General features: G+C 46.4%; 15 protein-coding genes and 1 tRNA gene. 10 read left to right on the top strand and 6 right to left on the bottom strand.

From position 1 onward, the window contains the following. Positions 1 to 11: 11 nt before the first annotated feature. The gene (locus tag ACUJFL_RS01735; RefSeq protein ID WP_226750549.1) at positions 12 to 1,883 is read right to left on the bottom strand and encodes a sensor domain-containing diguanylate cyclase; all 1,872 of its coding nucleotides are present in this window, start codon (positions 1,881 to 1,883) and stop codon (positions 12 to 14) included. A 202-nt stretch (positions 1,884 to 2,085) separates the two neighbouring features. Then, positions 2,086 to 2,481, bottom strand: coding sequence for a c-type cytochrome (locus ACUJFL_RS01730; protein ID WP_445428308.1), 396 nt, complete (start codon positions 2,479 to 2,481; stop codon positions 2,086 to 2,088). Between the two features lie 564 nt (positions 2,482 to 3,045). On the opposite strand from ACUJFL_RS01730, the gene polA reads away from it, so the two are divergent. Beyond that, positions 3,046 to 5,844, top strand: coding sequence for a DNA polymerase I (polA, locus tag ACUJFL_RS01725; RefSeq protein ID WP_445428307.1), 2,799 nt, complete (start codon positions 3,046 to 3,048; stop codon positions 5,842 to 5,844). Between the two features lie 469 nt (positions 5,845 to 6,313). Here the strand turns inward: polA and yihA are convergent, their stop codons facing one another. After that, positions 6,314 to 6,931 carry a ribosome biogenesis GTP-binding protein YihA/YsxC gene (yihA, locus tag ACUJFL_RS01720; RefSeq protein WP_226750552.1) on the bottom strand — a complete coding sequence of 206 codons (618 nt, stop codon included), beginning with the start codon at positions 6,929 to 6,931 and terminating at the stop codon, positions 6,314 to 6,316. 193 nt (positions 6,932 to 7,124) lie between these two features. Between yihA and ACUJFL_RS01715 the strand changes: the two genes are divergently transcribed. The 4 genes from ACUJFL_RS01715 to ACUJFL_RS01700 all read left to right on the top strand — a co-directional run bounded on the left by ACUJFL_RS01715 (position 7,125) and on the right by ACUJFL_RS01700 (position 10,044). Next, positions 7,125 to 7,751, top strand: a complete 627-nt coding sequence (locus ACUJFL_RS01715; protein WP_306177408.1) for a c-type cytochrome — start codon at positions 7,125 to 7,127, stop codon at positions 7,749 to 7,751. A 548-nt stretch (positions 7,752 to 8,299) separates the two neighbouring features. Further along, the gene (locus ACUJFL_RS01710; protein WP_445428306.1) at positions 8,300 to 8,947 is read left to right on the top strand and encodes a class I SAM-dependent methyltransferase; all 648 of its coding nucleotides are present in this window, start codon (positions 8,300 to 8,302) and stop codon (positions 8,945 to 8,947) included. 33 nt (positions 8,948 to 8,980) lie between these two features. Next, positions 8,981 to 9,565, top strand: a complete 585-nt coding sequence (gene yihI / locus ACUJFL_RS01705) for a Der GTPase-activating protein YihI (protein WP_306177409.1) — start codon at positions 8,981 to 8,983, stop codon at positions 9,563 to 9,565. A 2-nt stretch (positions 9,566 to 9,567) separates the two neighbouring features. Further along, positions 9,568 to 10,044, top strand: coding sequence for a DUF2489 domain-containing protein (locus tag ACUJFL_RS01700; protein WP_445428305.1), 477 nt, complete (start codon positions 9,568 to 9,570; stop codon positions 10,042 to 10,044). A gap of 19 nt (positions 10,045 to 10,063) precedes the next feature. Here ACUJFL_RS01700 and ACUJFL_RS01695 read toward each other — a convergent pair whose 3' ends face one another. The 3 genes from ACUJFL_RS01695 to ACUJFL_RS01685 form a co-directional block, all read right to left on the bottom strand. Then, entirely contained in the window at positions 10,064 to 11,350 is a 1,287-nt protein-coding gene (locus ACUJFL_RS01695) for a metal-dependent hydrolase family protein (RefSeq protein WP_229586249.1), read from the bottom strand. A 106-nt stretch (positions 11,351 to 11,456) separates the two neighbouring features. Beyond that, a complete protein-coding gene (locus ACUJFL_RS01690) occupies positions 11,457 to 12,017 on the bottom strand; it encodes a DUF1285 domain-containing protein (RefSeq protein WP_445428304.1) in 561 nt (186 codons plus the stop codon). Positions 12,018 to 12,107: 90 nt separating this feature from the next. Beyond that, positions 12,108 to 12,183 (bottom strand) — tRNA-His (locus ACUJFL_RS01685). Positions 12,184 to 12,374: 191 nt separating this feature from the next. On the opposite strand from ACUJFL_RS01685, the gene ACUJFL_RS01680 reads away from it, so the two are divergent. From ACUJFL_RS01680 to ACUJFL_RS01660, 5 genes are all read left to right on the top strand, one after another. Further along, positions 12,375 to 13,199: a mechanosensitive ion channel domain-containing protein gene (locus ACUJFL_RS01680; protein WP_445428303.1), complete on the top strand. Its 825-nt coding sequence runs from the start codon at positions 12,375 to 12,377 to the stop codon at positions 13,197 to 13,199. A gap of 2 nt (positions 13,200 to 13,201) precedes the next feature. Continuing rightward, positions 13,202 to 13,951 (top strand): DUF481 domain-containing protein, encoded by a 750-nt coding sequence (locus ACUJFL_RS01675; protein ID WP_226750560.1) that lies wholly within the window; start codon positions 13,202 to 13,204, stop codon positions 13,949 to 13,951. Positions 13,952 to 14,125: 174 nt separating this feature from the next. Beyond that, a complete protein-coding gene (locus ACUJFL_RS01670) occupies positions 14,126 to 16,435 on the top strand; it encodes a sensor domain-containing protein (RefSeq protein WP_445428302.1) in 2,310 nt (769 codons plus the stop codon). Between the two features lie 49 nt (positions 16,436 to 16,484). Then, a complete protein-coding gene (sbcD, locus tag ACUJFL_RS01665) occupies positions 16,485 to 17,708 on the top strand; it encodes an exonuclease subunit SbcD (RefSeq protein ID WP_226750562.1) in 1,224 nt (407 codons plus the stop codon). Next, positions 17,705 to 21,376 carry an SbcC/MukB-like Walker B domain-containing protein gene (locus tag ACUJFL_RS01660; RefSeq protein WP_445428301.1) on the top strand — a complete coding sequence of 1,224 codons (3,672 nt, stop codon included), beginning with the start codon at positions 17,705 to 17,707 and terminating at the stop codon, positions 21,374 to 21,376. The genes sbcD and ACUJFL_RS01660 overlap by 4 nt, the downstream gene beginning before the upstream one ends. The last annotated feature ends 21 nt before the right edge of the window (positions 21,377 to 21,397 follow it).

Below are 21,397 nucleotides of genomic sequence, written 5' to 3'. Positions count from 1 at the left end.
CTCAGTTAGCGCTAATTAGCACCTAGCGCTTTTAACATTTGATCGCGCATACCTGATTCAAACGTCACATAGCGACCACGCCCTAATGCTTTGGCGTGATACATGGCGGCATCAGCGTCGCGTAACATCGCATCGGCATGGTGATAGTCTGTGCTAAATGGCGCAATACCAATACTGATGCCCGAATTGACACTGTTATTCTCTAGCACAAAGGGCTGGCGGAATTTGTCGATAATGCGCTGGGCAATTTCTTCGGCATCTTGCTCAGATTGCAAGTTTAATAACATAATCACGAACTCATCACCGCCGAAGCGTGCGGCCACATCATGCTCGCGGATCGCACTGAGTAAACGTTTGCTACTTTCAATTAAAAACGCATCGCCAATATGATGGCCTAAGGTGTCGTTGATCAATTTGAAACGGTCGAGATCTAAAAACAGCAATGCCATTCCGGTTTGCGGTTGGCGTTTATTTAATAAAAATTGTTGTTTTAATTGCTGCAGAAACATCTGCCGATTGGCAAGCCCGGTTAATACATCATGATTCGCATCATAGAACAATTTTTGCTCCGCTTTTTTACGCTCTTCAACTTGCAGGCGTAAAAATAAGTTGGTTTGACGCAACTCACGGGTACTTTCAAAGACTTTACGTTCCAGTTCTTCTTGATGTTGTTTTTGTTTCTCAGCAGCAAGCTTACGCTGGATCGCTACCGCGATATGCTGTGAAACGAAACGTAAAATAGTGAGCTCTTGCTCGCTATAATGATAACCATCAACGTAAGACTGAACCGCAACCACCCCAATGACTTTTTGGTCAATCTTCAGCGGAGCACCGAGCCAGCTTTTTGAATGGCGAGCTGCTTTCTCTAGCTCAGTGGTACCACTCATACCTCGGCGGATCTCACCTTGCTCAACCAGTATTGATGCTTGCTCAGGGTTAATGAGTCGCGCTTCAGCACAGCGGATAACATATTCGGTAAAACCTCGGCTTAGTGGCCGATCAAAGGCTGCAGGGCTAAATTGGTCAACATAAAACGGAAAGGTTAATTTCGTCCCATCGGTGTTGAGTAAGGCAATATAACAGTTTTCCGCAGCCATAAAATTACAGAGCACTTTATGGATCGCCTGGTAAAACGTTTGCATATCTTGGCTACTGGCCGTTAGCTCAGATATTTTATATAACGCCGCCTGTAGCTTTTCACCGTGGATACGTTCTCTAATTTCTTTTTGTAAAAAATCGTTGGTTTCTTGCAATTGCAAGGTACGTTCTTTCACCGTGCTTTCTAATAGTTCACGACTTTTTACTCTATCTAAAGCAATAACAGTGTGAGAACCAATACTGCTAAACAATTTTAAATCTTGCTCGTTATAACGATACTGACTGTCATAAGACTGGATCGCCATAACGCCGATAATTTTTTCACCACGACATAAAGGAATACCCATCCAGTGCGCCGAGGGTGAACCTTGTGCTTCAATCTCGCCGCTTCTCACTAATTCGTCAAATTCCTCTTCATCACATAACAGTGGCCGCTGGTAGCGAGCAACATAACCGGTTAAGCCACGAGAGAAAGCGTTGTCTGGAATAGAAGTAATGAGTTGCTGATCTTTTTCGTCAGAGAAGTACTGCAGTTGGTAATGCTCAGTATCAGCATCATAAAGCACCACATAAAAGTTTTCGGCGTGTAACTGCTCAGAGACCATTTTGTGGATCGCCGGATAAAAATCGGCCATATCACTAATATGGCTGGCCAATTCTGACAGCTGCAACAAAGCCCCCTGAATGGTATAGGCTTCTTTTTGCCGAGCGATTAACAGCAACAGCCGTCTGATTTTATTGCCCGCTTGTTTTAATTGATATTGGAGCGTTCGTTGTTTAGTCAAGCTTCCGATCCTGAAACGATTACAAACTGGTCAGATGTATAATAACAATGGGCTATTATGCACAAAGTTTAAACACATGGAAGGGCTACAGAGCAAATTCGTTTAATTAAATACCCAGGGTGCTGTTAAACAAGCATAGCCCAATCGGCACAAAAAAACCGCGACTGGCGCGGTTTTATTAAAACGAAAATGCTGGTTCTGTTTATACACCATCCGTCATAAAACGAATGGCGGCAGCAATTTCATCATCAGAACAAGTGGTACAGGTGCCTTTAGCGGGCATGTTACGAATGCCTTCAATAGAGTGCTTTAATAACACATCAAAACCTTGCTCTAAACGCGGCTTCCAATCAGCAGATTGATGTTTTGGCGCACCAAGTGCACCCGTGCCATGACAGGCAAAACAGGCAGATTGATAAACTTGCTCGCCACTGCGTGGACCTGTTGCCGCGGCAGCCACAGCTGGGGTAGCACCAGCAACATAAACCTGACCTACTGGCGCAATGCGTTTTGCAATAGCGTCGGCATCAGAGGTTGCGCTCGCGTGGACGCCGATGGTAATCAGCAGCAAACTTACTGCAACTGTCAATTTATTCATAGTGTTGATCCCATACTGAAAGCCATAAGTGATTGGTCGCATTATAGCCTGCATCTCAACCGAAACGGAAGAGCTTAGGCAGATTGTTAGTGCAGCGCATTACATTGCCATGTGTAAACTTTTAGCCGCGACACCGCCGCAAAGGCTTATGCTTATTGCTTTATGCCAAAAGGCGCAGCAAAACGGTTTTTTTAAAGCGAAATTTTTTAAAAAAGAGGCTAGGCAAACCCGGTTATTGTGATAGTCTGTTCGACCTGCTTGATGAGGATATTTGGCACCTAGGAAGATTGCGGGCCAAGCAGTAAATCGTTTTCCACATTACGCAATGCAAAAAAATAAGAATAACGGCACTTGCAGTTTCCCCGTTTAGTTAAATAAAAACAACCACTTAAATCACCACCATTAACATTCTGCCTCAAGCAGGATGACATTTTCCTATGGGTTTTGCACAAAGTTATCCACAGCTTACTCTCTTTTTAACGCAGCAAAGTCAACCGGTTCAGCTGGTGGTAGGGGGATGGCTGTGGCATGCTACTACGCATCAGCGTTGCAGGAATTATTATCATGGTCTATATCCCCAAAAACCCGTTAATTTTGGTTGACGGATCCTCCTATTTATTTCGGGCTTATCATTCACCACCGCACTTAACCAATTCAAAAGGTGAAGCCACTGGCGCTATTTATGGTGTGGTGAACATGCTTAAAAGCTTGTTAAAACAATATCAGCCCAGCGAAATGGCCGTGGTGTTTGATGCGAAAGGCCCAACGTTTCGTAATGAAATGTATCAAGAGTACAAAGCACATCGCCCGCCGATGCCTGATGACCTACGCAGCCAAATTGCCCCGTTACATCTGATCATCGAAGCTATGGGTCTGCCTTTACTTTGTATTAGCGGCGTAGAAGCTGATGATGTTATCGGTACTATTGCCCGTCAAGCTAGCGCTGCGGGGCGTCATACGTTGATTTCAACCGGTGACAAAGATATGGCGCAGCTGGTAGACGAACATGTCACCTTAATTAACACGATGAATAATACATTGCTCGACCCTATCTCGGTTAAAGAGAAATTTGGCGTCGGGCCGGAGTTGATTATCGATTATCTCGCGCTGATGGGCGACAAAGTGGATAACATTCCTGGCTTGCCTGGTGTCGGTGAAAAAACAGCCGCGGCCTTATTGCAAGGGCTGGGCTCAATTGAACACATTTATCAACAGCTTGATCAAGTCGCCACACTGACCTTTCGTGGTGCCAAAAATATGGCTGCCAAGTTGGCAGAACATAAAGCACAACTGGCGTTGTCTTACCAACTGGCCACGATTAAATGTGATGTCGAATTACCCTATCAACTCACCGATTTACAGATCCGTCCCACAGACAAGCAACAGCTAAGCGAGCTGTATCGACAATGCGAATTTAAACGCTGGTTAGCCGAGATCCTCAGTGACAGTGACACGAACACCGCGGGCACGTCGCAGCAACTCGAACATGCCACTACTACTCACACAGCGACAGAACACACCGCCGATGAACCCGTCAGGCAAGTGATTGATCGCAGTCAGTACCAAACGGTGCTGAACGAACAACAATTTACTGCATTGCTTCAAGAAATAAACCAAGCAGAATTAACCGCTTTTGATACGGAAACCACCAGCTTAGATTATATGCAGGCGGAATTGGTGGGTTTATCTTTTGCCACAGCAGCAGGAAAAGCATGGTATCTGCCTTTAGCGCATGATTATTTAGGCGCACCAGCGCAACTCGATCGCCAGTGGGCCTTGGCACAACTGCAACCTTGGCTGGAAGATGACAACAAAGCCAAGGTTGGCCAAAACTTAAAATACGATCAAAGCGTGTTAGCGCGTTATCAATTAACCTTACGGGGTATCCGCTTTGATACCATGTTGGAATCTTATGTGCTGAACTCGGTAGCGGGCCGTCACGATATGGATTCGCTTGCGCTGAAGTATTTAGGTCATAACACTATTAGCTTTACTGATTTAGCCGGTAAAGGGGCTAAGCAGCTGACGTTTAATCAAATTGAACTTGCCCAAGCCGCTGAATATGCCGCTGAAGATGCCGATGTGACGCTGCAACTGCATCAAACGCTATGGCCACAATTGCAACAAAGTAGTGAACTGGTCAAGGTGTTTACTGAGATCGAGCTGCCTTTAGTGAACATTTTGTCGACAATAGAGCGCCACGGCGTGCTGATTGATAGCAACTTGTTGGCCAAGCAAAGTGAACAGTTAACTGCGCGTATTAAAGAGCTAGAACACTTGGCTTACGATGCAGCAGGCAAAGAATTTAATCTGGCCTCGCCAAAACAACTGCAAGAGATCCTGTTCGAGCAGATGAAGTTGCCGGTATTGAAAAAGACACCGAGTGGCACCCCCTCGACCGCTGAAGAAGTGCTCGCTGAGCTCGCTTTAGAATATGACTTTCCAAAACTGATCACTGAGCATCGTGGTTTAAGTAAGTTACGCTCTACTTATACCGATAAACTGCCGAAGATGGTGAATCCCGCTACGGGGCGCGTTCACACTTCCTATCATCAGGCGGTAGCCGCCACCGGTCGCTTGAGCTCAACAGAACCGAATTTACAGAATATTCCGATCCGTACCGAAGAAGGCCGACGCATCCGCCAAGCCTTTATTGCGCCTGCCGGTAAATGCATCCTTGCCATCGATTACTCGCAAATCGAATTACGTATTATGGCGCACCTATCGCAAGATAAAGCCTTACTGGATGCCTTTGCTAATGGTCTTGATGTGCATAGAGCCACCGCTGCTGAAGTGTTTGCCATTAGCTTAGATGAAGTGACTAGCGAGCAGCGCCGCCGCGCCAAGGCGGTCAACTTTGGGCTAATTTATGGCATGTCTGCGTTTGGTTTAGCCAAACAACTGGGTATTGCTCGCCATGAAGCACAGCATTATGTTGACCGCTATTTTGAGCGTTTCCCTGGTGTACTGGATTATATGGAGCGCACGAGAAAGCAAGCGCATGACCAAGGCTATGTTGAAACACTGTTTGGTCGCCGCTTATATTTGCCTGACATTAATGCCCGCAATATGGGCAGGCAAAAAGGCGCCGAACGTGCGGCCATTAATGCCCCCATGCAAGGCACCGCAGCCGACATTATCAAATTAGCCATGATCAAGGTGGCGGCATGGTTGGAACAGCAAGATAACAACGCTGTGCAAATGATTATGCAGGTGCACGATGAATTGGTGTTTGAAGTGGCAGAGCAAGAGGTTGAGCGCGTTGCTACCGAGTTAAAAACCTTGCTAGCCAGTGCCGCATCATTAGATGTGCCACTTTTAGCAGAAGCCGGTTATGGTAAAAACTGGGACGAAGCACATTAAATTTCGTTGTCAATAAAGGTAATTTAATTACATAAATCAGAAAGCAAGCGCTTACATTTTCAGTTTTGTAGTTTAATTACAGTTTTTGCTTGCAATAGTGCAAAAATTAGCTAAAATTTGCGCTGTAGGGTACAGAGGTAAGATATTCTATCTTTCGCTTCGGTATGTTTTTACTATTGAAGTTCAGAAAGTAGGCTTTATTAGCCGCCCCGCTGCTTGCAGCGGGGCGTTTTTTTGCTGCAAAAGTCAGAATGATGATTGCGCGAGGCTTATTCGCTTGGCATGTAGCGGTAAGATCACGCTTATCTTTGCTATCAGGCGAGTCAGGCGTTAAATTTTTAGAGTAAATACTTTAAACCGCATAGGTTGGGTGTTATGATCAACACGTCTTAACAGTAAGACATCCTGTTGATTAAATTATATAGCTTCTCCCCTGCTTGCTATAACCGACCCTCTTGGGTCGGTTTTTTTATGCCGCGTTATCGTCGTTAAACCACTGATCTAACGTTTGTTCTAACTCGGGTAAACCAAACTTATTTAACGAGCTAAAAGCCTGCACCTTAACATCACCCATAAAGGCCATGGCCGCATCACGTACTTCCAGCACAATTTTATTCCGAGCACCAGGCCCCAGTTTATCGGCCTTAGTCAGTAATATCAGCACCGGCAATTGGCTTTGCACCGCCCAATGAATAAGCTGCTGATCCAAATCTTTTAACGGATGACGAATATCCATTAATACCACTAAGCCTTTTAGACTTTGCCGTTTTTCTAGATACTCAGACAGTGACTTCTGCCATTTTTCTTTTACAGCTAAAGGCACTTTCGCAAAACCATATCCGGGTAAGTCGATTAATCTTTTATTCTCGGCCAACGTAAAGGTATTAATCAGCTGAGTACGACCTGGCGTTTTACTGGTTCTGGCCAAAGCATTTTGGCGAGTTAAAGTATTTAATGCGCTGGATTTACCGGCATTTGAACGTCCGGCAAAAGCGACTTCGATGCCGTTATCTGCGGGTAATGCCTTAATATCCGGGGCGCTGGTAAGAAAACTTGTTTGTTGATAATTTAATTTAATAGACGACACAGCCTGCTCCGGCGGTTAATTTATGGCTATTGTAGCGGATCAAAGGAGCAGTAAGAAGCATTTGCCGTGCTTTTGACCATAGTATGGGATTTTACTTTGGGCAGTTTCGTGTAAAATAGCTAAAAATTCACCTTAATGTTATTCATTGCTGCCAGCAAGCTGGCTTTTGAATGCGGACTGAGACGGATCAAACATGAAAAAAATCATACTTCCTCTGGCGCTGTTATTCGGTTTAGTCGGTACAGCTCATGCTTTTGACGGTGACGCTGAAGCAGGCAAAGCAAAATCTGCCACTTGTGCTGCTTGTCATGGTCCTGACGGTAACAGCGTTGTAACCATTTATCCTAAATTAGCAGGTCAACACGCTGAATATTTATATAAACAGTTAACCGACTATAAGCTAGGTATGACCACTGGCGGGAAAGAAGGTCGTGCTAATGCCATCATGTACGGTATGGTTGCTGCATTGTCTGATCAAGATATGCAAGATTTAGCCGCTTACTTCTCTTCTCAGCGCATTACATCTGGCACAACACCAGAAGAAGTAATCGAAGTAGGTCAAAAGCTGTATCGTGGCGGTGATGCCGATCGCGGTATTCCAGCTTGTATCGCCTGTCATGGTCCACGTGGCGCAGGTACTAGCTTAGCGGGTTTCCCAAGAATCGGCTTCCAGAACGCAGACTATGTTAAAGCCACTCTAGAAGAATTTCGTGCTGGTACTCGTGCCAATGACATGAACGGCATGATGCGTGACGTGGCCAAAAAGCTGACTGACGATGATATTAAAATTCTGTCGCAATACTTAGGCGGCTTACACTAATACTTAGTTATTAGAAAAAACCGGCGAATCAGCCGGTTTTTTTATGCCGTTTTGTGAGAAATATCTTACAAAGCATGTAAGACATCACCTATAGTTGAATTTTAATTGAACTATTTCAACTTTCTATACTTAACTTAAATCACTGAAAAATAATACGATATAGACTAAAGTCTAATTTTTTTCAGGTTTTTTATACTCAAGCGCTTGTTATCTGATTAGATCGGAGTAAATTAACTTTATCGCCGTTAGCGGTAAAACAACAGGGAATTTAGGTTAAGGAAGCCGCATGCACATTATGTGCGCTGTGTTTGAAGATGCTAAGATGGTATTACGCGTGAACCACGCGCAAGGAAGATTACGAAAGCATTAGGAAGATCATAAATAAAAAAAATTTTGCACGGACAGCAAACAATAATATAGGGATAATTTGCAACACGGTGTTGACTGCGCATCAGGATGAATTGCATTATTCAGAAGATGTGTCCATCTCTAGGCACGAATAAACAGGGCGATAAGGTTATCTTATCGCCCTTTGTTTTGGATGTAATATGCAACAATCAATCTGCCCATTATGCGGCCATGCAGATACCCTTCGCTATAACGCCCAACTGCATCCCCCTTACTGGCAATGTCAGCGATGCGCTTTGGTGTTTTTAGACCGACACCACCTACTCTCTGCCGAGCAAGAAAAACAACACTATTTGCTACACAACAATGATCTGAACGATGCGGGTTATCGGCTATTTCTGAATAAATTGGCAGCGCCCTTACTGCAAACATTGGGCAATACCACGAAAAGTGGCTTAGACTTTGGATGCGGTCCAGGCCCGTTGCTAGCCAATATGTTACAGGAAGCCGGTCATCAGATGCAGGTTTGGGATCCCTTCTTTGCCAATGACCCCGCCCCGTTAGAGCAGCAATACGATTTTATCAGCTGCACCGAAGCGATTGAGCACTTTGTCGATCCGCTTAACGAGTGGCAATTATGGCTACAACTGTTAAAGCCGGCAGGGGTGCTCGCGATTATGACCAAATGTTATCCAACAGCAGAGGCGTTCAGCAATTGGTATTATCGACGAGATCCAACACATATTACTTTCTTCAGTCAGGCCACATTTCGTTGGTTAGCAGCACAATATCAGCTTAAGGTGGCATTTCCAGCGAATGATGTGGTGATCTTCAGCAAAGCTGGGTAAAATGATCGGTCTTTTTACAGGTAGCAAAATACTATGACGCGTCAAAAAAAATCCCGCAATGCTGGCAACAATGGCCAACGCCATTTACCTGCCAGTGAGATCCGCAAAACCCGAGAAACCAAAGAAGAGACTAAGAAGAAAGGCTCAGGCCTGAAATCGGGTACTCGTAACAGCATGCAACAAAGTAAAGATGCACAAGCTGAAGCGAACAAAGCCAAAAAAGATCCGCGAATTGGTAGCAAAAAACCTATCGCGTTAATCGCTGAGCCTACTTTGGTTGAGCAGATGCCCAACGTGGTCAGCGCCATACCCAAAGCACAGTTAAAAGCGGTTAAAGCTGAAACACTGACACCAGAGCAAGAGTTGGCCAGTATCGAAGCCGATGAGCGCCTACAAGCCCTATTAGAGCGCGTTGAGCAAGACGAAGTATTAACCGGCAAAGATGCAAAATACTTTAATAGCAAAACGGCACGCTTAAGCGAGCTGTTACAGTTATTAGGCTTAGATGACGCTGATGACGAAGCAACGCGCAGCGATAGTGCAGACGAAGAAGAAGATCCATTAGCGCGTTTTGAGCGTACCGACTGGCGTAAAACTTTGCTAGGCGATGAGGATTAAGCGTGACGTTATTATGGGCAAGTATGTTGGTGTTAGGTGTGGGCATTATTGCCGTACTGGCTTTTTATGCCGGTAAGCTATTGTGGCAGGTCAAGTTACAAACCCAGCGCCAACAACTCGAGCAACAGCAACTCGAGCAGAAACAGCAAGAGAAAAAACGCTACCTGCATGAAAGTATCGTGTTGATTAGCCGAGCAATGCTGGAGCAACAATGCGAGTTTTCCGAGGGCGCATTACGCCTTTGGGTGCTACTCGATCATTGGCCCGAGAAAGACAAGCCGGATCCCGTTGTGCACTATCCGGCTTTGCATAAGATGTATTTAGTTGTTCGTGATATGCCGACACATCAAGCTCGGAAAGAGCAAGATAAAAAGCTTACGAAGCAACAAGATAAAATTCGCCAACAAGCAGAAATCGACCTTAAAAGCGAGATTGAAGCTGACGTTAGCAAATTATTAGCAAGATTTCAGCAGGTCTAAGCCTGCTGCAATTTACTGATTACTGCTTATATACTTGCCCTGCTTTCATCACAAAACTGACGTTTTGCATCAGCTTGATATCCTGCAGAGGATCGCCTGCAACAGCAATGATATCGGCAATCTTACCAGCTTTAATCGAGCCAAGCTCTTGCTCAACGCCAAGTAATTTTGCGCCTTCAATCGTTGCACTATGAATCGCCGTTAACGCCGGCATACCAGCTTCGGTCATATAAACAAACTCTAGCCAATTATCGCCATGCGCGCCGACACCCGCATCAGTACCAAAGGCAATATTCACCCCAGCTTTATAGGCCCGAGCAAAAGTTTGCTGAATGAGTGGCCCGATGGTGGCGGCTTTAGGCCGAACAATTTCAGGGAAGAAACCGTCGATTTGCGCTTTATTTTGCACCCATTTACCGGCACTGATCGTCGGCACATAATAGGTACCGTGTTTTTTCATCAGGGCAATGGTGTCTTTATCCATGTAAGTACCATGCTCAATCGAATCCACCCCAGCAATAATCGCTCGCTCCATCCCTTCTTTACCATGAGCATGCACAGCGACTTTCATGCCGTAATCTTTCGCGGTTTGCACCACAGCAGCTAACTCTTCAACGGTAAATTGAGGGTTCATGCCACTTTTTGCCACACTTAATACCCCACCGGTTGCGGTGATTTTAATCAGATCTGAGCCTTCTTTATAACGCTGACGAACCGCTTGCTGGGCTTGAACCGGGCCATTTAGCACCCCATCAGTAGGGCCTGGGTTGCCCAATAACGCATTGGCTAAACCGTTGGTAGGATCAGCGTGTCCACCGGTGGTGGCTAATGATTTACCTGCAGCAAAAATACGCGGCCCTTTAACGTAACCTTGAGCAATTGCTTTGCGCAGCGCAATACTTACCTGATGGCTATCGCCCAACTCACGTACTGTTGTAAACCCGGCCATTAAGGTTTTTTCAGCAAACGCCGCGCCGCGAAGCGCAAAATCGGCTTCATTCAACCGGCTCCAATCGCTGTAAGAGGTTGCACTTAATTGCGTTGAAAAATGTGTATGCATATCCATCAAACCCGGCATAACCGTGTGATTGCGTAAATCCACCACAGTCGCTTCCGCACCGGGCTGTTGGTAACCGGCAACGATGGCGCTAATTTTATCGTCTACGACAATAATGGTTTGTGTTGTTAAAGGCTGTTTATCTTCGGCAGTAATCAATTTACCAGCGTGAATATAGGTTGTTGCCGCCTGTAAGGCCGATGGCATAGCACAAAGTGTCGCCAGTGCCAGTAGAGAGAGTCTTATCATGGTTATTATCCTCTTAACATTATTAGCTTGTTGCCCTGTTATTGAAACTATGGGCTGCCGGAGCAAACCAAGCAATGCGCTTGCGGTATCTAGCCAGAATATGCGATTAACCGCTCAACTCGTCGCTATTCGCCAGTTCAGCTAACACAAAATCAACACCGCCACTGTTAATCAGCCAACGGGTGTGCTTGCCCTGAGTGACCATCTTGGCTTCTTGCAATAATTGATAATATAAGTTGCGATGTAATCTGGCGGATAACCCTCGCCACAACTGCAAGTAAGGTAATTGCTGCCCAGCATAATATTGGATCTGTAAAGGATAAGCCGCACTGAGTGGCACAGCATCTTCAATGTTAGTGGTTAGCCATAACTCTGGGCCTGAGACAGCCTGTTGCCAATGACTTTGCGTTACTAAAAAAGGCACGTCTGCCACCTGGATGCGGACTTTTTCAGCAGGTGTTTGTAGAAAATAGTCGTTATCCTGCTTGAGTAAAACCGACGCGAATAACCGCACTAAGGCCGGTCTTTGAATAGGGCTATCTTGGTATAACCACTGGCCATCGGCAGTAATTAACAACGGCAAATCACCACAAAATGGCGGATCCCAGCTTTCAACTGGTGCTAAGTTAGGTTGGCTGAGTTGCTGTTGTAATTGAGTTAAATCCATACCACAAGGAACCATTGGCGTGCTAATTAAACTGCAGTATAGCTGGGCAACACTGAGAAAGTAAGGTAATCACAAAGGCAGGAAAATAAGTGGGGTGACTGATGGGGCTCGAACCCACGACAACCGGAATCACAATCCGGGGCTCTACCAACTGAGCTACAATCACCGCTGAAGTGGCTATTTTAACCAAAAACCTCGCATGGCTCCAAGCTCTTTTTTGTAATTTGTCATCTAAGGGTACAAGGCTTTATGGTATGATCACCAACGTTTGCTGAGGTTTCCGGATTTACCGTCAGCAACACGCATAGTTTAGAAACCTCATCACACACCCTGCTAAAAAATTCAAAGGAGTGTTACATGGAACAAATCAACGAGTTATTCCAACAAAATCATGAGGTTTTACTCGGATATTTCATACAGCTTATTGCTGCTATCTTCATCTTTTATGTAGGCCGTATTATTGCTCGCGGTATCAAACGATTAATTGAAAAAGGCTTGTTATCACGCAGTATTGATAAGGCCGTTGTTTCCTTCTTAAGCAGCATTGTGTATGCCGTTTTAATTATTGCCACAACCTTGATGGCACTATCGCAAGTTGGCGTGCAAACGACTTCGTTTATCGCTATTTTAGGTGCTGCCGGTTTAGCGATTGGTTTAGCATTACAAGGTTCTCTGGCTAACTTTGCCTCTGGCGTGTTGATAATTCTTTTCCGCCCATTTAAATCGGGTGACTTTATTGATGCCGGTGGTATTTCCGGTACTGTAGATAAAATTGAAATCTTCCAAACCACCATGAAAACGCCAGATAACAAACGCGTCATCGTACCTAATGCCAAAATCACCGGTAGTCATATCACGAACTTTTCTGCTGAGGCCACGCGCCGTGTCGACTTAGTGATCGGTATCAGCTATGACGCTGATTTATTAAAAGCGAAAAACCTACTGCAAGACATCATCAAAAATGATGAGCGTGTTTTGGCTGAGCCGGCGCCCAACATCCGTGTCTCTGAGTTAGCCGACTCTTCAGTTAACATTATTGTGCGCCCTTGGGTGAATAGTGCTGATTACTGGGGTGTGTATTGGGATACGCTTGAAAAAGTAAAATTGACCTTTGATGAACACGGTATTGGTATTCCCTTCCCGCAAATGGACGTTCATCTTAAACAAGAAACAAAGGAGTAAACATGAAACTATTCACTGTAGCCGCAACGTTAAGTGTCTTATTTGCGGGTGCCGCGCAAGCTCAAGCGCCAGAGGAAGAGCAAAAGGTGTGGAAAACCTCAGCAGAGCTTGGCGCCATTACCACTACAGGTAATACAGCAGGTACGTCTATTACCGGTAAAATTGATGCCAGACAAGAGCTGGAAGAATGGAGCAATCAGTATATTTTCAGCGCGTTCTTTAAAGAAGATGAAAAAGTTGATGCTGATGGTAACAGAGAGAAAGAACGGTCAGCGCAACGCTACCTGGTATCCGCGAAAGGGGCTTACAAAATCGGTGATGAACACGATAATTTGTTTGTGTTAGGTTCGTATACCGATGATAAATTTGGTGCTTACACTAAATACACCACCATCGCAGCCGGTTACGGTACCCGTTTAATGGATCTGGAAAACCAGACGCTGGATGTAGAAATCGGTCCGGGTTATTACAACGCCCGCCGATCTACTGACGAAACAGAAAATGGCTTGCTGGCCCGTGGTGCTGCGGAATTTAAATGGACCATCAGTGAATCTGCCTCTTTTTCACAAACACTCAGCGTCGAAATCAGTAACGAAAATACGCGGACTATCGCTGAAACCGCACTCAGTGCCAGAGTGAATGGTGCTATGCAGATGAAAGCCGCCTTTTTAGTACAAAATGACTCTGATGTCACTGCCGATAAAAAGAGTACCGACACGCAAACCTCTTTAACCTTGGTTTACGCGTTCTAAGTACACCTATTACACAGCGGCTTCGTGCCGCTGTGTGCTTTATTTACCTTAATTCGCAACAAAAACCGCTATTTGCCCCCCTGCTCGTTTCGAATACCAGCAAGTTCAACTATGCTTAATACTCATCTTCGCCATAACACAGACGCTGTTTATCGCTGAAAATATGGAATTAACATGAATCCAACGGCATCCAAACTGAGCAAACTACCTTACTACCCTATCTTGGGGGCAGCGATCTATTTGCTATTGGGCTTGCTTTGGATCGAGTTTAGCGATGTGTTTTTAGCGTCCATCGTTAGCGATCCGGTTTTACTCACCCGTTATCAAACCTATAAAGGGTTTGTCTACGTGCTGCTGACCGCCATTCTCGCCTGGGTTTTGTTAAAACAGCGACTGCAATTTGAAATGGCGCTGACTGAATCAAAACGCCTGAGTCATATGGCATTTGACTATGCTGCAACCGGTATTGCCTATGTCGATGTTAATGGGCAATTCATTAAGGTTAATCAAGAGCTGTGCCGTATGCTGGAATACAGCGCTAACGAATTAAGAAGCATGACGTTTCAACACATCACGCACCCTGATGACTTATTACTTGACCAAGGTTTGCGAGAAAAGATTTTAGCCAATGACATCAAGCAATTTTCCATTGAAAAACGCTACATCACTAAAAATAACCACACTTTATGGGTACGTTTATCTGTCGCTTTATTACCGCCACAACCGCATCTATCGGCTTATTTTATCTCGGTCGTACAGGATATTTCTGCGATAAAACACGCACAACATCAACTGCAAGAAAGCGAACAACGCTTTCGCACCTTACTCGATAGCATGCCCAATATCTCGGTACAGGGATATGACGAACATGGCGTAACGCTTTACTGGAATAAAGGCAGCGAATTAGTGTATGGCTATAGTAAGCAAGAAGCGCTTGGCCGTAACTTACTGGATTTAATTATTCCCCAGCCAATGCATAACGATGTAAAAGCCGCTATTCAAGCAATGGCACATTCTGGCAACCCCCTGTCAGCAGAGGAATTACAGCTACAACGCAAAGATGGCAGTCTGGTCAGCGTATACTCGTCACACGCGGTGATCTTCGACCCAGATAATAAACCGCGCATTTACTGCATAGATATCGATTTGACTGAACGCAAGCAACAAGAAGCGCAATTAGCTTTTTTAGCAGAGTACGATCCCCTTACGCACTTACCCAATCGCCAATTTTTTACGGGGCGTTTAGAACAAGCCATTAAGGTTGCCCGGCGCGAAAAGCTGCAATTAGCCGTATTGATAATCGACTTAGACAATTTTAAAACCATCAACGATTCGTATGGCCACAGTGTCGGCAATTTACTGTTAAAAAACGTCAGTGAAAAACTTAAAATTTTCTGTCGAGACACCGATAGCTTGGCGCGTCTGGGGGGCGACGAGTTTGCGATTCTGATCGAGCACTTACCCCACACAGAAGATGCCGCCCGCTTTGCGTTAGAACTGCTGCAAGCCTTACAACAACCGGCAAATTTAACTGAACGAATTGCCGTCACTATAACCGCGTCTATTGGCATTAGTTTGTACCCTGAGCATCACAATAACGCTGAATCATTATTGCAAGGTGCTGACGCGGCACTGTACAAAGCCAAAGCGGAAGGTCGCAGCACATACAGCTTTTTCAGCAGCCAACTGACTTCGACAGCACGGCAACGCTTGCAGCTGGAAACTAAGTTGCGCCTGGCGATTAGTCAGCAACAATTACAATGTTACTTTCAGCCGCAAGTAGCTATTCAAAGCGGTCAAATCATCGGCGCAGAATTACTGATCCGCTGGCAAGATGCCGAGCAAGGCTTTATTTCACCAGAGCTTTTTATTCCCGTGGCGGAAAACTGCGGGTTAATTCATACCATTGGCCATTTTGTGTTAGAGCAAGCCTGCCTCTTAGGCAAACAATGGTTAGAGGAAGGCTTACCTCAAGTGAAGTTAGCGGTGAATGTCTCGGCGCATCAATTTAGTAAAGGTGACTTCGAGCAACAAGTGATCTCCACCCTGCTCGCTACTGGCTTCCCCGCCCATTTACTTGAGTTAGAAGTCACAGAAACCGCGTTAATGCACAATAAAGATGCCGCTATTCGCACGATGCAACAATTACGTGCTGCCGGTATTCGCCTTGCCATTGACGACTTTGGCACAGGCTATTCGTCCTTAGCCTATTTACAACGCTTGCCGCTGGATATTCTTAAAGTCGATCGCAGCTTTATTGATAACATCACCGACAATGACGATGACCGACAAATCAGTAAAGCGATCATTGAGTTAGCGCATACGCTACATTTTGATGTATTGGCTGAAGGCGTTGAAACAGCCGAGCAGTTGGCCTTGCTAAAAGAGATGGCCTGTGATTACTATCAAGGCTATTATTTTAGTCAAGCCGTACCCGCTGAGCAATTTCGGCAGCTGCTACTGAATCAGTCGCCGCACGCTTAAACACATGCTAGCAACTCGGCGACACGTTTAACTTGCAAAGGACGCCTGGTTGAAAATCCTGCACACCTCCGATTGGCATTTAGGCCAAAGTTTTTTTACTAAAACTCGTAAAGATGAGCACCACGCTTTTATCCAGTGGCTACTGGCCCTAATCAGTCGCGAACAGATTGACGCGGTGATTATCGCCGGTGATGTATTTGATACCGCCACTCCGGCCAGCTATGCGCGAGAGCTTTACAACGAGTTTGTTGTGCAACTGCAACAACGCCAATGTACGCTGGTGGTGTTAGGCGGGAATCATGACTCGGTTGCGGTACTTAATGAATCGCGACAATTACTCGCCTGTTTAAATACCTATGTGGTAGCCAGTACCGAATTGCCTGTTGAACAACAAGTGATTCTACTTAACGATAAACAAGGTCAACCGGGCGCTTTGCTGTGTGCGGTGCCGTTTATTCGAGCTAAAGATGTGCTGCAAAGCCAAGCCGGCGACACCGGCCAGCAAAAGCGCCAAGCACTCGCCAATGCCATTGCCGAGCATTACCAACACCTATTTCAACTCGCCGAACAACAACGGCAAGAGCAGCAACTAAACATTCCCATTGTTGCCACGGGCCATTTAACGGCGCTTGGCGTCAGTAAAAGCGAGAGTGTACGCGAGATTTATATCGGCACCTTAGAGGGTTTTGCCGCAGAGGGTTTCCCACCGGCCGATTATATTGCGCTGGGGCATATTCACAGGCCGCAGCGCGTGGCGAAAACCGAACATATTCGCTATAGCGGCTCGCCATTACCCTTGAGCTTTGACGAGCTGGGTACAACCAAACAAGTGGTGCTGGTGGAGTTTAACGGCCGCGAGCGCCAACAGATTCGCTGTATTGATGTACCGCTGTTTCAACCCATGCAGGTGATTAAGGGAGATCTTGACACTCTGGCCGTGCAACTGGCCGCCATTGCACAACAACAGCACAGTAAGCCCGTTTGGCTCTGTTTGGAAATTGCCACCCAAGATTATTTATCTGATTTACAGCAGCGCGTACAACAACTGTGCGAAGGCTTGCCTGTCGAGGTATTGTTGGTACGCCGACAACGCGCTGCGCCTAGCCAAGCGTTAATACAGCAGCAAAAAGAAACCTTGGCCGAGCTGACACCTGAGCAAGTATTCGCTAAGCGCTTAGCAATTGAATCTATTGAAGATACTGAGCGGCAACAGCAACTGCAGCAACGCTTTTTAGCGGTACTGTCCGCCGTGCAGCAGGAGCAGAGCCGATGAAAATACTGACTTTACGGCTGAAAAACCTCAACTCATTAAAAGGTGAATGGAAGCTCGATTTTACCCAATCGCCTTTTGCCGAAAATGGGCTATTTGCGATCACCGGGCCAACCGGCGCCGGAAAAACAACCTTATTAGATGCGATTTGTTTAGCCCTTTACCATCAAACACCCCGTTTAGGCCCGATTAGCCAAACTTCCAATGAAATTATGACACGCGGCAGTGCCGAGTCGATCGCAGAAGTGGAGTTTGAAGTAAAAGGCATTGCTTATCGCGCCTTTTGGAGTATGCGCCGAGCTCGTGGCCAAGCCGACGGCAATTTACAGCCAGCCGATGTCGAGCTGGCTGAAGTGCAAAGCGGCAAAGTGTTAGCCAATCAGGTGCGACCTAAAAACGAAGAAATTGAACGCATCACAGGTTTAGATTTTGCGCGTTTCACCAAATCCATGCTGTTATCACAAGGCGATTTTGCCGCTTTTCTAAATGCCAATGAAAGTGAGCGCGCCGAGTTGTTAGAAGAGCTTACCGGCACAGAAATCTACGGTTTGATCTCGAAGCGTGTGCATGATGACTACACCCAAGCCAAACAAGATTTACGAGAATTACAGGCCAAATTAGCGGGATTTCAGCTGTTAAGCGCTGATGAGCTAACGGCTATTGAGCAAGAGCAGCACCAAGTCAGCACCCAGCAAGCCTTACTGAGCGAGCAACTGAGCGCTTGGCAGCAACATCAACAATGGTGGGAGCAACAGCAGCAGGCTACACAGCAGCAGCAACTCGAAGCCAACCGCGCCCAACAGGCGCAACAAGCACTGCACGATGCCGCAGCGGATCTGGCTAAGCTTAGCCAAAGTGAACCGGCTGAGCGCTTACGCACCCCCTTTAGCTTATTACAAAAAAGTCGTGATGATTTACAGGCATTAAGCAGTGAACTGGTTAAAACAGAGCAGCAGCAACAGCTTACTATCGCAGATTTAGCAAAGCAGCGCAGTCAGCTTGAACACGCCGAGCAGGCTTTAGAGCACACTAAACAGCAAAATCAACAGCAAGAAACCTTGCTCAATGAGCAGGTAGTGCCGTTAGATCATCAAATCGACGGCCTAGCGCAACAACAAAGCGCCCAGCAACAGCGTTTAGATAGTCTGCAGCAAAAATTACAACAAATGCAAGCGGATGACCGCCAGCTGCAGCAAAAGCTGCAACTGCTGCAACAACAACTCACCACTACCGCACGTTACCTGACAGAGCATCAGACCGATGCCGAGATCAATCGTTATCTTAGCAGTTGGCAACAGGCGCTTGGCCAGCTTGAAAAAAGCCAAGTGCAGCTGAATCAATTAGCCACTGAGCAGCAGAAAATTGAGCGAGAAAGCACGGCACTGCAAAGCAGCTTACAAGCACAACAACACACCTTGCAGCAACATGATAAGGCCCTACAAGCCCAGCAACAGCAGCACTTGCAACGGCAAAACGAATGGCAACACCTGTTACAACAAGCTGATGAAGCCACCTTACAGCAACAACTGCAACAGCTTACGTTGCGCTGGCCGAGGTTGCATCAAGCAGAAAATTGCCAGCAACAGTATTGGCAGGCCACTCAAGAGCAGCAGCAGTTACAAGCAACGCAGCAACAATTACACACTCAACAGCAGCAGCTGACTACCGCGCGCGCCAAGCTCTTGGATGAATATCAACGGCATAAAGTACAAGTCGACGATTTGCAGCAACTGATTAGTCAAGAAGAACAGCTAGCGTACTATCGCCAACAGCTTGTTGCCGGCGAAGCTTGCCCACTGTGCGGTGCCAGCGAACACCCTGCCGCGGCGATCCCATTAGATCTGCCCGATACGCAAGCGCGGTTGCAACAGGCGCAGCAACAAGCAGAACATACTTTATTGGCGGGTCAACAAAGCCGCGAAGCCTTAGATAAATGCACGGCAGAGCTGGCTGCACAAGCACCTCGCCTCAGTAAATTGGCCGAACTCATTAGCGCAACGCAGCAGCAATGGCAGCAGCACTGCGTGGCACTGGACGTCACGTTAGAAATAAACGATTCGCAAGCCTTGCCACAGTTAAGCCAAAGCTTACAGCAACAATTAGCGCTGACCAATGCGCAATTAACGGCTTTACGCCAGGCTGAAAAAGCGGTCACTCAGGCACAACAAAGCCTGATCGAACAGCAGCAAGTGCAAGCCCAAAAAGCACACCAGCTCAATTTACTGCAACAACAACACCTTAATCTGCAACAGCGTCAAGGCCAATTAGCACAACAACAAACGGCGCTACAACACGACCAACAGCAGCAACAGCAGCAGCTACAAAGTCAGCTTAGCGCCCAAGGCTATCAGGGCACACTGCAGCAGCTACCTACTTGGCTAGAGCAAAAACAGCAAGATGCAAAGCGGTATCAACAGACACTACAACAACAGCAGCAAGGACAACAAAACTTAGCCAGCAGCACGGCGGCACAACAGGCTCTACAGCAGCAAATCAGTACACTGAGCACGGAACTACAACAAACTGAACACGTCGCAAAGCGCCAAACCACGCAGTTGCAAGTGCTAAAAGCGCAACGGCACAGCTTATTTGGCGAGCAAGTCGTCAGCCAAGCACGGCACACGCTGCAGCAACAACTGCAGCACGCTCAGCAGTTATGGCAACAACAGCAACAGCAATATCGCCAAGTGGAACAGCGCCATACCGAACTCAGCAGTGTGCTAAACAACTTACAGCAGCGCCAGCAACAGCTGCAACAACAGCTTAATGAGCAAAGTACCGCTTGGCAAAATAGCCTGCAGCTTAGCCCTTTTGCTCATGAAGCCGCTTTTCTTGCCGCCTTATTACCCGAAGCAGAGCGCAGCCACTTACAAAGTAAAAAGCAGCAACTTGAAGAAACGTGGCAAAGCGCTAATACCTTATTGCAAAAAGCTAACGAGCAATTACAAGCACTGCTCGAACATGAGCAAGCCTCGGCGTGGCAAAAAGTCAGTGCGACCGAGGTGGCTGCAACTCGACAACAACTTAGCCAACAGCAAACCGAACTGTTGTCACGCTTAGGTCAGCTAAAAGAGCAGTTGAATCAGCAGCAACAATTACGAGAGCGGCAGCAAAGTTTATTAGTTGACATTAACACGCAGCAACAACGCTATGATGAAATCACCCAGCTGCATACGCTGATTGGTTCGGCCAGTGGCGATAAATTCCGCCGTTTTGCACAAGGCCTGACGCTGGATAATCTGGTGTATTTGGCGAATAATCAGCTGCGACAACTGCATGGTCGTTATTTACTGAAACGAAAAGAACAAGCCGGCTTGTCGTTAACCGTGCAAGATACCTGGCAAGGCGATAGCGAACGCGATACGAAAACGCTGTCGGGCGGTGAAAGCTTTTTAGTCAGCCTAGCCTTGGCCTTAGCGCTATCGGATCTGGTCAGCCATAAAACCAGCATCGACTCGTTATTTTTAGACGAAGGCTTTGGTACCTTAGATGCACAAACGCTGGATATCGCCTTAGATGCGCTGGATAACCTCAATGCTACCGGTAAAATGATTGGCGTGATAAGCCATATAGAAGCGATGAAAGAGCGTATTCCCACCCAACTGCGGGTGAAGAAAAATACCGGCTTTGGTTTTAGCCAATTGGACGAGTGCTATCGGGTAACCAACTAACACTCGTCATGTCATGGCCGC

It is taken from the genome of Alishewanella sp. HL-SH05, assembly GCF_052655985.1.
The sequence above is the reverse complement of the archived record's forward strand: the minus strand, read 5'-3'. Positions and strand labels throughout refer to the sequence as shown.

Bases quoted from the DNA above. Each gene is read 5' to 3' on its own strand.
- ACUJFL_RS01730 (WP_445428308.1), bottom strand. From the start codon at position 2,481: ATGAATAAATTGACAGTTGCAGTAAGTTTGCTGCTGATTACCATCGGC.
- polA (WP_445428307.1), top strand. From the start codon at position 3,046: ATGGTCTATATCCCCAAAAACCCGTTAATTTTGGTTGACGGATCCTCC.
- ACUJFL_RS01715 (WP_306177408.1), top strand. From the start codon at position 7,125: ATGAAAAAAATCATACTTCCTCTGGCGCTGTTATTCGGTTTAGTCGGT.
- ACUJFL_RS01710 (WP_445428306.1), top strand. From the start codon at position 8,300: ATGCAACAATCAATCTGCCCATTATGCGGCCATGCAGATACCCTTCGC.
- yihI (WP_306177409.1), top strand. From the start codon at position 8,981: ATGACGCGTCAAAAAAAATCCCGCAATGCTGGCAACAATGGCCAACGC.
- ACUJFL_RS01695 (WP_229586249.1), bottom strand. From the start codon at position 11,350: ATGATAAGACTCTCTCTACTGGCACTGGCGACACTTTGTGCTATGCCA.
- ACUJFL_RS01690 (WP_445428304.1), bottom strand. From the start codon at position 12,017: ATGGATTTAACTCAATTACAACAGCAACTCAGCCAACCTAACTTAGCA.
- ACUJFL_RS01680 (WP_445428303.1), top strand. From the start codon at position 12,375: ATGGAACAAATCAACGAGTTATTCCAACAAAATCATGAGGTTTTACTC.
- ACUJFL_RS01675 (WP_226750560.1), top strand. From the start codon at position 13,202: ATGAAACTATTCACTGTAGCCGCAACGTTAAGTGTCTTATTTGCGGGT.
- ACUJFL_RS01670 (WP_445428302.1), top strand. From the start codon at position 14,126: ATGAATCCAACGGCATCCAAACTGAGCAAACTACCTTACTACCCTATC.
- ACUJFL_RS01660 (WP_445428301.1), top strand. From the start codon at position 17,705: ATGAAAATACTGACTTTACGGCTGAAAAACCTCAACTCATTAAAAGGT.